This window comes from Oceanobacillus phoenicis (assembly GCF_047238145.1).
In the GTDB taxonomy this organism is placed as follows: domain Bacteria; phylum Bacillota; class Bacilli; order Bacillales; family Amphibacillaceae; genus Oceanobacillus.
Genome location: NZ_JBDFME010000001.1, coordinates 2863457 through 2875507 on the forward strand (window position 1 = coordinate 2863457; position 12051 = coordinate 2875507).

A 12051-nucleotide genomic window follows, 5' to 3' on the forward strand; every position below is an offset into this window, starting at 1 on the left:
TAATTAATAGTTTGATAAATATTGTTCGCGTTCCCAAGGGTGTACAGTTGTACGGAACATATCCCATTCAATTTCTTTTGCTTCAATAAAGTGTTCGAATAAGTGTTCACCAAGAGAAGCTACTAATACTTCATCTTTTTTCAAGTTATCCATTGCATCTTTCAATGTTGCTGGAAGATCTTGAACACCATTAGCTTCGCGTTCAGCTTTATCCATAACATAGATGTTACGGTCTACAGATTCTGGTGCTTCTAAACCTTGTTCAATACCATCTAATCCTGAAGCAAGTAGTACAGATAGAGCCATGTACGGGTTAGCAGATGGATCTACACTACGCACTTCAATACGTGTACTTAAACCGCGAGAACTCGGAATACGTATTAAAGGACTACGGTTAGAACCAGACCAAGCAACATAACAAGGTGCTTCATATCCAGGTACCAGACGCTTATAAGAGTTTACAGTTGGGTTAGTTACTGCTGTAAAGTTAGTCGCATGTTTAATAATACCAGCAATAAATTGATATGCAGTCTTACTTAATTCTAGCTCACCGCTAGTGTCGTAGAATGCATTTTCTTTTCCATTAAATAAAGACATATTAACATGCATCCCAGAGCCATTTACACCGAATAATGGTTTCGGCATGAATGTTGCGTGTAAATTATGCTTTCTAGCAATTGTTTTAACTACTAGTTTAAAAGTTTGAATATCATCCGCATGTTTTACTGCATCCGAGTATTTAAAGTCAATTTCATGCTGTCCTGGGGCAACTTCATGGTGAGAAGCTTCGATTTCAAAGCCCATTTCTTCTAATTCTAATACGATATCACGACGGCAGTTTTCACCTAAATCTGTTGGTGCAAGATCGAAATAACCACCATGGTCATTTAATTCTAGAGTTGGTTCACCTTTTTCATCTAATTTAAATAAGAAGAACTCTGGTTCCGTACCAATGTTAAATGCATCAAATCCTAGTTCTTCCATTTTCTTAAGGTTACGCTTCAAGTTATAGCGTGGGCAACCTTCAAATGGAGTACCGTCTGGATTATATATATCACAGATGAAACGTGCTACTTTACCTTTTTCAGAAGTCCATGGAAATACTACAAAAGTATCTAAATCTGGATATAGTAACATATCAGATTCTTCTATACGTACAAAACCTTCAATACTAGAACCATCAAACGTCATTTTATTATCTAATGCCTTATCTAATTGGCTATACGGAATTTCCACGTTTTTAATTGTTCCTAGCATATCCGTAAATTGTAAACGGATAAACTTAACGTTTTCCTCTTTAATTTGCTTAATAATTTCATCTTTCGTAAATGACTTACCCATTCGTTCTCCTCCTATAATTTAATTTAATTTTATGATCAGAAAAAATCCCACTACGCTCTTTGTTATGTAGTAATCTTTTTTCTAACTTACTACTGATATTGGCTCGTAAAGAAACGAGCAAGTTCCCCTTGCCGAATACTTGTTTTCCCCATTCTTCCAGCTTCATTCAACTCATTCCTTAGAATAGTTCGAAGTTCCCTGTCAGATATGTCGGAGTCATTTTTTTTAGATGTATCTTCCGTTTTTTGTCCTTCAGCCAATAATAGCTTTATTCCAGCCATATTTAAGCCTTTATCAAGTAAATCCTTGATTTCTAGTAAACGGTCAACATCATTGAATGAAAACAAACGTTGATTTCCTTTGGTACGTTCTGGTGCTATCAATTCATTTTCTTCATAGTATCGTATTTGTCTGGCTGTTAATTCTGTAAGTTTGATAACAATACCAATCGAGAATAAGGGCATGGAACGCCTATCTTTATCATTCAAAAGATGACCCCCTTTTCATTTATAATGCTATTATATTCAACGTCAGCTTATATGTCAAACAAATGTTAGTATTTCTAACATGAAATTGTTTGTCCATTTAAATTTACCCTAATTTCACGAAACTAAACCCTTATCCTTTAACGTTTTTATTGCTTCTGATAGTGCAATTTTAACATGAGTATAGGTTAAACCACCTTGTACATAAGCGGTATAAGGTTCCCGAATCGGTCCATCAGCAGAAAGCTCTATACTTGAACCTTGAATAAACGTTCCAGCGGCCATAATAATTGGATCCTCATAACCTGGCATATCACTTGGATATGGCTTTACATAGGAATTAATTGGAGAATTTTCTTGAATGGATTGACAGAAAGCAATCATTTGATCTGCTTCATCAAATGTAACTGTTTGAATTAAATCGGTCCTCGTATCTAAATACGACGGAGATGTTTGAAATCCTGCTAATTCTAAAAATCTAGCAGTTAAAGTTGCTCCTTTCAATGCTTCTCCAACTGTATGAGGAGCCAGGAAAAATCCCTGATACATCTCTTGTAGCATCCCTAATGATGCTCCAGTTTCTTTACCAAGTCCTGGGGCTGTTAAACGATTCGCACATAAGTGAATTAAATCTTTATTCCCAGCAATATATCCACCAGCACGAACCAAGCCTCCGCCTGGATTCTTAATGAGTGATCCAGCCATTAAATCTGCTCCAACATGAAGCGGTTCGTTCGTTTCGGTGAATTCGCCATAGCAATTATCTACAAATACAACTACAGACGGGTCAATCCCCTTCACAAATTGAATCATTTCACCAATCTGCTCCACCGTATAAGACGGACGTTGATCATATCCTTTCGATCGTTGAATGGCAATTACTTTTGTATTGCTTGTCCAACTTTCTTCCACTTGCTTATAATTCACAGAGCCATCGGGAAGTAAAGGAATTTCACGATACCCAATATTAAAGTCATGTAAAGACCCTTCTTGTTTTTCGGGATTTCCTATTACTTCTTCCATTGTGTCATATGGCTTCCCAGTAATATAAACCAGCTCATCCCCCGGTCGAAGAACTCCAAATAAAGCTGTGGTAATAGCATGTGTTCCAGATACCAGTTGAGGCCGAACCAGCGCGTCTTCACCACCAAAAACTTCTGCATACACCGCCTCTAAGGAATCTCTACCTATATCATCGTATCCATAACCTGTCGTTCCTTGGAGGTGACTATCACTAATACGATGATGACGAAATGCATCAAGCACACGCTTTTGGTTGATTTCTACATTTTTTTGTATACCTTTATGCTGTAATGTACAGTCTTGTTCTGCTTGTTCTATTAGTGTTTCCATCATGATGACTACTTCTCCTCTACCAAACGATTCAAAGGATGATTCTGTCGGACATAGCCTTGTACAACATACTGTTCCTTTTCCTCATTAAATTCTCTGTTTGTTATCAATGTTTCTGTTTTTAGTCGATACAGTAAATCTCCGTTTCCGGGGTGTACATGCGTAGTGTAAAAATCCCATTCTTCTTTTAGAATCGATTCCACTTGTAACAGCATATGATGAAGATCCTCTTCATCATATGCACTAATCAATATGTTTGGAAATTGATTAGCGATAAAATTTTCGCCTTCCAGTAAATCTTTTTTATTATAGACTGTAAGCATTGGAATACGGTTTGCATTTAGTTCTTCCAGTAAATTTTGAACAGTTTTTTGCTGCTGACTCAAGTCAGGATCTGAAGCATCAACCACATGTAATAAGAAGTCGGCTTCTGCAACTTCCTCTAATGTAGATTTAAAGGCAGCAATTAATGCTGTAGGTAAATCTTGAATAAATCCAACGGTATCTGTCATTAAACAAATCAAATCTGATGGTAATTTTACTCTTCTTGTTAACGGATCAAGTGTGGCAAATAATTGATCCTCTTCTAATGAACTGCTTTTAGTTAATCGGTTAAAAAGCGTTGATTTTCCAGCATTGGTATAACCAACAATCGCGATTTGAAATACATCATTTGCCTTCCTTCGTTGCCTATATTGACTACGCTGTTTCACTACTAACTGAAGGCGACGTTTTATATCATAAATTCTTCGTTCGATATGACGACGATCTGTCTCTAATTTGGTTTCACCAGGTCCTCTTGTACCGATACCTCCACCAAGACGAGATAATTCGGTTCCTTGTCCATGCAAGCGAGGAAGCAAATACTCCAACTGTGCTAATTCCACTTGGAGCTTTCCTTCCTTGGTTTGTGCTCGCATAGCAAAAATATCAAGAATTAATTGACTACGGTCAATCACACGGACACCAAACTCATCCGATAAATTACGCATTTGTCCCGCAGATAATTCATTATTTGCAACAACGATATCAATCGCTTCATTCTCGACGATTTCACGAACTTCATGTAATTTCCCTTCACCCATATACGTTGCAGAGTGGATACGGTCTCGTTTTTGAGTAATTACTTGCTCAACCGAACCACCAGCTGTATGACATAATGATACAAGTTCATGTAATGAAGATTGAAAACGATGATCATCTTGTTTTGTTTGATTTACGGCAATTACTAATACTTTCTCTTGCGTCATGTATGAACCTCTTTCTTTTTAATATCCATTACTTCTAGCATACCCTTATTCTGCATCTAACAACATATCTTCTCCGGTCAGTAAAATTAAGTCTTTAGCATTATAATTATTCTCCGATAACAACCGTACTGCCTGAAGGCGAATTGCACGTTCAATGACATTTCGAACATACCTAGCATTTGAAAAGTTTGCACTACAGGAACGAACTTTTCTCGCCAGATGATTTTTGAGCTTCCATTCTGCTTCCCTCGAAAACTTATATTCTCGCTCATCGACCATGCGTTTGGCTATTTCCATTAGTTCTTCGACATCATAATCATCAAACTCTAATATAAATGGAAATCGTGATTCCAATCCAGGATTAAACGTTAGAAAACGCTCCATCTCATATGGGTATCCAGCTAAAATAAGCACTAAATCTTGATGCTGATCCTCCATATGTTTAACTAGTGTATCAATTGCTTCTTTACCAAAATCCTTCTCTCCACCACGAGAAAGCGAATACGCTTCATCAATAAATAATACACCACCCATTGCACGTTGAATAATCGATCGGGTTTTCTGTGCTGTCTGACCAATATATTCTCCTACTAGGTCTGCACGCTCTGCTTCAATAAAATGACCTTTGGATAGAATATTCATTTCATGATATATCTTTGCAAGTTTACGAGCTACCGTTGTCTTTCCCGTACCGGGATTTCCTTTAAACAACATATGAAGCACTTGTTTTGAATCCTTTAATCCTGATTCTTTTCGTTTTTCATTAATGAGTATACTCGCATAAATTTCTTTAATCGATGTTTTTAAGTCCTTTAAACCAACAAATGAGGAAAATTCTCTGTCAACTAACTGTAAAGGACTATTCGATCGTTTTGCTGATGTAGTACGTGATTCTGCTTTCGGCTGCTCCATCATCTTTTGATCTTGTAAGATGATATTTATTCTTCCGTTTTTGTATCCTTGAACTTGTGCCAACCAACCATCACCCCTTACTCCATAACAGTATACGCAAACGCCCAAAAGGGGTGACAAATGCCTAGTAATTCTTATGTAATTTTACTTATCGAAAAGATGAATCTATTTGTATTAGCATACCATATTTTTCTCTTAGAAATTTATTGTAAATTGTAATCAAGCCCTATTTACCTAGGAAGAAACTTCTGGAATTATTGTTGAGTGAAGATATCTATATTGAACAAAATTTTAGCATCAGTTTTAACCATTTCACTTCCGCCTCTAAATTAGATACATTGTTAGTTAAAATTTGTTTTGGTTTTTTGAATATTTATCTTCATTTAAACTCCATTCTACCATTTTAGAAAGGACTACATATGATAGTAATAGTCCCTCTCAACTTTACAAACTCGAACATTGTACTGTTTGTACCACTCTTTTTTTCCATCTTTTGAGCTTCTCTATGAGATGAATTCTTTTTCCAATTATCAATGTCTTCTAGTGATTCCCAATATGAAATGGTAATACCAAATTTATTTTCTCTAACACTTTCAATACCTAGAAATCCTTTTTGCTTCGAAGCTAATTGCTCCATTGTTTGTGCCATTTTTTCATATTCATTATCATTTCCTGCCCTTAGCGAAGTAAATATCACTGCATAATATGGAGTTTGCTGGTTTTTTTCCAGTTCATCTATTAAATCCTCTCCTCCAAATAAAAATTAAATTATAAAGTTTTAGTTCTCCTTCAATTAAACACGATTTTTTTGCATTAGATCTATGTTATTTATAAAGATTCTAATAATGATATTTCACTAATGGTAGCAGGTTCCCTAATGTTGATGTTAAACCACATTATGATCTGCTTTCCTTACTCCTTCAGGGGATCAATCACAGATAGTATGTGTAATCTTTTACTGCACAGCTCACATTTCAAGCCTTTTTACTTATTATTTAATTTCTATTAAAAATGATTACTCTTTTAATAGTTATTCACTTCGATAAATAAAATTTTCGTGTCTCTTTATCAAATTTTTCTATGGCATATCTTAGTGTAATTCTAGACATAGTAGACACGTGTTTGTTCAAAAAACTTTTTAAAGCTAGTTCATTCTGTTTACCTGCTTCTCGAATCCAACTACCTATAGCTTTTTGATTGAGTTCTTCGTGTTCATTAAGCAATATTTCAGCGATACGGAAAGTATGATCAATTTCACCTTTTTTTAAAAACGCATGTGTACTAACGATCGCCGTTCTACGTTCCCACATATTATTTGAACGAGCTAAATCATATATTATGTTTTTTGGTTTATCTAATAAATATATCCCAATCACAGAAGGTGCTGATCGGTCTACAAGATCCCAATTATTAATACGATCATGTCTACGAATGTAGAGATCAAACAAGCTTTTTCTTTGACTTCCAGAAATCTGCTTGCGTTTAGCCTGGAAATCCATGATACTAACAGCCCCCATTCTCACTTCATAATAGAAGCTATTTAGCAACTTTTCGACTTCAATCAAAGGCATTTCAATAAATTGCTTTGCAATCTGAAAAACTGTACGCATATGTAGCCCCAAACATAATGTGCTAGAGTCAGAATTCTTAAAAAAACGTTTCATTTTCTCAACATCTTCCTCATTTCGATGCTTTTCTAATTCTTTTATAAATTCTTTAGCATTTGACTCCAATGTTTTCACCTCTTATTAGGATGTTTCCTTAGAATTATAATGCAATTTTGAATCGAATACTTCTTTCATATTGCTCTATTTTTATTGATAATTCTAACTTTATGTTAAATAGAAAATAGATTTAAATAATAAAAACATCAGATGTATATTGTTTATTGAATTTCTTACTTATTCCATTCTTATAATATCTTTTGTGAAGCAGAAACTTACACTAATAATTATTCATAATTAGACAAGTATTCCCCTTCTTCTAATACAACTTGAGCCTCAATTCCCAACCACTCTTCAGATGTTAAATCTGGGTGTTTTTCTAAGAAGGAATCTACCATCTTATATCCTTCTGAATAACCGTAATTTGCAGGAAAAGGTTGATATCCTTGCATCACTTGAAATATTCTATCTTCATCTGTCTTGAATAATTCATCTTCTATTGCTTCCCACATACTAAGATTGAAATTTGGATATATAGGAATGTCCATATGTTCTGGATATAACATTTCTTCAAACATAATCGCTTTACCTTCAAAAATCATATTATCTAATAGAGTCAACTCTTTATGATTTTTGTAATATTTCTCTGTCCAAACACTATGGTGGTATTCGTGCGCAATTGTATTTTTAATACTATCTTTTCTATTCTCATCATACAATAAGATGATTTTATTTGACCCTTGTGAATAGCCCGTGGTAAAGTCTGGATTGCTATTAGGAATAATGCAGATAGTAGTATTATTTTCAGTAGGTATCTCATTACTTGAACTTATTAAAGACTCAAGTATATCAGCATAAATCTTCTCCTTATCTGCCTCTTTCACATTATTTAAGAGCTCTTTCTCATAATTTTCGTCTGGGATGTTTTGCGTCAGGAAGTCTATGTTATATTCTGGGTCTTTGTAGCATTGATCGTAGATTGGCTCAATTACTATACTTTTATATTTATCCATCTTTTCTTCATAAGTTAACCCAGTTTCAATTACTTCTTCTAGATATGATGCATATAAATCAATTGCATTTACTATAATAAATGATTGATCGTTATCTGGGTTATGTTCTTCAACTATATCAATCCCCTCTTCTGATTGACTACATGATACTAAAATAAGTATGAAACAAATAATCACAAAGAAATTCTTTATATACATTTCTAGTAGTCCTCTCTCCTATGGAAATAGAAATAATTTGTTACAACATTACCAGTGATTTTATATTCTAATTATAGAGAACTTTAATAATATTTCTACATAATTTTAAAAATTAATGTTTTCTTTATTTATCTCTATGTTTTTTCTATCAATCACCGTTTAAATATTTTAAATATTGACTAAAATTAATGCGTTAACTTATAATTATTTCATATCACCTATTGTTAAAGTACTACTATAATACATTGAAAGCGGTGTGATTAAATGGGAAAAAATATCAAATCGCATTCAAATATTAACCGATTAAATGAAGACTTATTATTTTAACAGAATAGACAACGAATACATATAATCCTTGCGATTATTTTTCTTTGTTTATTTCTATCACTTCCACTTATTATCTCAGTCATTGATTTGCATAATACAATTGTTTGGATCTTTATTTTCTCTTTCTTTCCACTTACTTGGTTAATTGGTTGGCGTTATTGGAGACGGATGAACAAATCGTAAAACTAAAATCGGTATCCTTAAAAGGAGCTTTTTAATGAATCTAACTTATTTCATTTTCTTCTTGGCAATTGTTGCAGGTACGTTAATCATGACGCATTGGGCAGCTGAAAGAAGTAAAACTACCGATCAATTTTATATTGCAAGTGGTAGTTTAACAGGATTTCAAAATGGACTTGCTATTGCAGGAGATTATATTAGTTCTGCTTCCTTTTTAGGGATTATTGGTTTAATCGCCTACTATGGATTTGACGGATTTCTGTATGCAACTGGCTTTCTTGTTTCCTATATTATTCTACTTCTATTAATTGCTGAACCCGTACATAACTTAGGTACATATTCCATTGGCGATGTAATTGCTTCAAGGTTTCCGGGAAGAAATATGCGATTGTTTGTTGCAGTTACTGGGATTGTCATCTCTATCTTATATCTAATTCCACAATTAGTAGCTTCAGGGTTATTAATCCGTTTATTATTAGGAGTAGATTATATTTCGTCTGTTTGGATCATAGGTATTCTCATGACTGTTTACGTAGTATTTGGCGGCATGGTTGCAACTTCATGGGTACAAATTATAAAAACGGTACTTCTCATGTCCGGAACATTGATGTTATTGTTCATTTTATTATCATGGATTAAATGGGATATCCCATTCCTAATAAATCAAGCATCTGTTAATAGTCCACTTGGGGAAGATTTTTTCTCTCCTGGTAATCTACTACATAATAATATTGAAATGTTTTCTCTTACGCTAACATTAATCTTGGGCACTTCTGGTCTTCCTCATATTTTAATACGCTTTCTCACCGTAAGAAATGCCAAGAATGCTCGTCTCTCTGCAATTTCAGCAACTTGGCTTATAGGTTGTTTTTACTTAATGACATTAATTTTAGGGATTGGTGCAATTGGTCTTGTTGGATGGGATGCATTAACTCAATCGGATTCAACAGGCAATTTAACGGTATTTTTACTAGCAGATGTTTTAGGTGGAGATTTTCTTGTTGCATTTGTTATGGCGATTGCATTTGCAACGATTATTGCGGTTGTTACCGGTCTTATCTTTGCAGCCACTTCTTCTTTTGCACATGATATTTACGTTCATTATTTGAACAAAAAAGACGCCAGCGAAAAGAAAAAATTACTCGTTGCTAGAACAACTGCGGTTATCATCGGTGTTATTTCTATTGGACTTTCCATTAGTTTAGAAAATACAAATGTAGCTTACCTAGTATCTTTGACGTTTTCACTTGCTGCCTCTACTATATTTCCTTTACTAATTTTTACTTTTTATTGGAAGCGATTCACTAAAATCGGGGTTTATATTGGCTTATTTTCCGGATTAGTTATATCCGCAATATTATTTCTCCTCGGTCCTGAGGTCATTAATTTGATTGACCTCAATAATCCAGGAATTGTTGCGATACCTATTGGGTTTTTGGCTTGCATTATTGGATCTTATCTAAATCCAAATGGTGATCGTGGAAACTATCAAGAAATGTTGATGAAGATTCACACCGGGATTGGAGTGAAAAATTCTTGATAGAACTAACGATTGTTTTATTTCAACGTATCGGATTGTTATTATTGATGGCATTTATATTAACGAGAATACCACTATTTCGTTCCCTGTTAGATAAAGATATTACATTAAAAACTGTAATCCACCATTCCTTCATATTTGGATTAATAAGTATTATTGGTGCTCACGCCGGAGTTGTTATGATAGGCGATGAGTTAATCATGCAAGCTTGGATCATGAATGTTGCTGAGAATGAAGTCTTAATTGGTTTTAGTATCGTCGTTGTTATGATTGCAGGATTACTTGGAGGACCATATGTTGGATTAGGCACTGGAATGGTAGCAGGATTATATATCATTTTCTTAGGTGGTGGTGGATGGATTGCAAATAGTTTAATTAATCCTTTAGCTGGTTTGTTAACCGGGTGGGCTGGTCAATTCTTCTCGGATGACCGAGTAATGTCGCCAAATAAAGCATTATTCATTGGGATATTTCCTCCTGTTTTACACATGGGATTATTACTCATTATGTTACCTGATCAACAAATTGGAGTACAGATTGTAAATACAATCGGTATTCCGCTAGTAGTTACGAATTCCATTGCATTAGCTATTTTTACAATGATGATACGGTTAGCATTAAATGAAACAGAACAAGAAGCAGCGTTAGAAACCAACCGTGCATTAACCATTGCCGAAAAAGCCCTTCCTTTATTAAGTGAGAAACCCGGTACTATGAATGCTGCTAAAATGGCCAAGTTACTATTCAGTGAATTAGATATTGCTGCTATATCAATTACAAATCAAACAATGGTATTAAGTCATGTTGGCTTAGGAGATGACCATCATCAACCTGGAGAGCCATTAAAAATGCGACTTTCTCGAAAAGCAATTAAGGATGGAAAAATACAGATTGCATATCATCAACGTGATATTCAATGTGGTGTAGATAATTGTAAGTTAAAAACGGCCATTATGGTACCTATTTACCGCTCAGGAGAAGTAATTGGTTTAATCAATCTCTACTATCGACATTCCCAGCAGATAACGGCTGTCGAAATAACATTGGCAAAAGGTTTAGGAACGATTATTTCCAATCAAATTAGCGGGCTTGAAGCAGAAAGAATGAAGAAATTATTAAAAGAAGCTGAAATGCGTAACCTGCAAGCACAAATTAATCCTCATTTTCTATTTAATACGTTTCATTTGATTCATAGCCTATTACGAGTAGATGCAGAAAAGGCAAGGCACATTCTCGTTCAGTTAAGTCAATTTATGAGAGCAAATCTAAAGATTGCAAGTGAATCACTCGTTCCGCTTCATAAAGAGCTTGAACATTTACAAGCATATTTAGAAATCGTCAAAGCTCGATTTCCAGATCAAATTGATACTTCTATTCATATTGATGATAATGTATTAGATATTGAAATCCCACCAGCAACACTACAGCCACTTGTCGAAAATAGTATTCAACATGGGTTGTCTCTCTCTACCACCAAAGGGAAACTCACCATCAATATTAATAAAATAGACAATAATGTCTTAATCGAATTATGGGATAACGGGCAAGGATTTGATGAATGTTTACTTCCATTATTAGGTAAGGAACCTGTACATCAACATGAAAATAAAGGTAATGGAATTGCACTGTATAATATTAATCAACGTTTAATAAGTTTATTAGGAGCAGAAAGTGAACTCCAGATACTAAATACAAACATTGGAAGTTTGGTTCGATTTTTATTACCATATCGAGATGGTAAGAACGATGAACAAATTCAGACGAACTTGTACTAAAAAAAGGAGGTGT

General features: G+C 34.4%; 9 protein-coding genes and 1 pseudogene. 2 read left to right on the forward strand and 8 right to left on the reverse strand.

What is annotated here, in order from left to right:
- Positions 1–3: 3 nt before the first annotated feature.
- The 8 genes and pseudogenes from glnA to ABC346_RS14400 form a co-directional block, all read right to left on the reverse strand.
- Complete coding sequence (gene glnA / locus ABC346_RS14365; protein WP_413235494.1) at positions 4–1341, reverse strand: type I glutamate--ammonia ligase; 1338 nt, start codon at positions 1339–1341, stop codon at positions 4–6.
- 89 nt (positions 1342–1430) lie between these two features.
- Entirely contained in the window at positions 1431–1805 is a 375-nt protein-coding gene (locus tag ABC346_RS14370) for a MerR family transcriptional regulator (RefSeq protein ID WP_413236562.1), read from the reverse strand.
- A 138-nt stretch (positions 1806–1943) separates the two neighbouring features.
- Positions 1944–3182 carry a methionine gamma-lyase family protein gene (locus ABC346_RS14375; protein ID WP_413235495.1) on the reverse strand — a complete coding sequence of 413 codons (1239 nt, stop codon included), beginning with the start codon at positions 3180–3182 and terminating at the stop codon, positions 1944–1946.
- A gap of 5 nt (positions 3183–3187) precedes the next feature.
- Positions 3188–4429, reverse strand: a complete 1242-nt coding sequence (gene hflX, locus ABC346_RS14380; RefSeq protein WP_413235496.1) for a GTPase HflX — start codon at positions 4427–4429, stop codon at positions 3188–3190.
- Positions 4430–4474: 45 nt separating this feature from the next.
- Positions 4475–5344, reverse strand: coding sequence for a stage V sporulation protein K (gene spoVK / locus ABC346_RS14385; protein WP_413236563.1), 870 nt, complete (start codon positions 5342–5344; stop codon positions 4475–4477).
- Between the two features lie 410 nt (positions 5345–5754).
- A pseudogene (locus tag ABC346_RS14390) lies at positions 5755–6080 on the reverse strand (antibiotic biosynthesis monooxygenase family protein).
- A gap of 295 nt (positions 6081–6375) precedes the next feature.
- Positions 6376–7074: a DNA alkylation repair protein gene (locus ABC346_RS14395; RefSeq protein ID WP_413235497.1), complete on the reverse strand. Its 699-nt coding sequence runs from the start codon at positions 7072–7074 to the stop codon at positions 6376–6378.
- Between the two features lie 218 nt (positions 7075–7292).
- The gene (locus ABC346_RS14400) at positions 7293–8216 is read right to left on the reverse strand and encodes a DUF2268 domain-containing putative Zn-dependent protease (protein WP_413235498.1); all 924 of its coding nucleotides are present in this window, start codon (positions 8214–8216) and stop codon (positions 7293–7295) included.
- A gap of 544 nt (positions 8217–8760) precedes the next feature.
- Here ABC346_RS14400 and ABC346_RS14405 point away from each other — a divergent pair.
- Positions 8761–10263 carry a solute symporter family protein gene (locus tag ABC346_RS14405; protein WP_413235499.1) on the forward strand — a complete coding sequence of 501 codons (1503 nt, stop codon included), beginning with the start codon at positions 8761–8763 and terminating at the stop codon, positions 10261–10263.
- Positions 10260–12038, forward strand: coding sequence for a LytS/YhcK type 5TM receptor domain-containing protein (locus ABC346_RS14410; RefSeq protein ID WP_413235500.1), 1779 nt, complete (start codon positions 10260–10262; stop codon positions 12036–12038). The genes ABC346_RS14405 and ABC346_RS14410 overlap by 4 nt, the downstream gene beginning before the upstream one ends.
- Positions 12039–12051 lie beyond the last annotated feature (13 nt).

Coding starts and splice junctions, on each gene's coding strand:
- glnA (WP_413235494.1), bottom strand. CDS start 1,341: ATGGGTAAGTCATTTACGAAAGATGAAATTATTAAGCAAATTAAAGAG.
- ABC346_RS14370 (WP_413236562.1), bottom strand. CDS start 1,805: ATGCCCTTATTCTCGATTGGTATTGTTATCAAACTTACAGAATTAACA.
- ABC346_RS14375 (WP_413235495.1), bottom strand. CDS start 3,182: ATGATGGAAACACTAATAGAACAAGCAGAACAAGACTGTACATTACAG.
- hflX (WP_413235496.1), bottom strand. CDS start 4,429: ATGACGCAAGAGAAAGTATTAGTAATTGCCGTAAATCAAACAAAACAA.
- spoVK (WP_413236563.1), bottom strand. CDS start 5,344: ATGATGGAGCAGCCGAAAGCAGAATCACGTACTACATCAGCAAAACGA.
- ABC346_RS14400 (WP_413235498.1), bottom strand. CDS start 8,216: ATGTATATAAAGAATTTCTTTGTGATTATTTGTTTCATACTTATTTTA.
- ABC346_RS14405 (WP_413235499.1), top strand. CDS start 8,761: ATGAATCTAACTTATTTCATTTTCTTCTTGGCAATTGTTGCAGGTACG.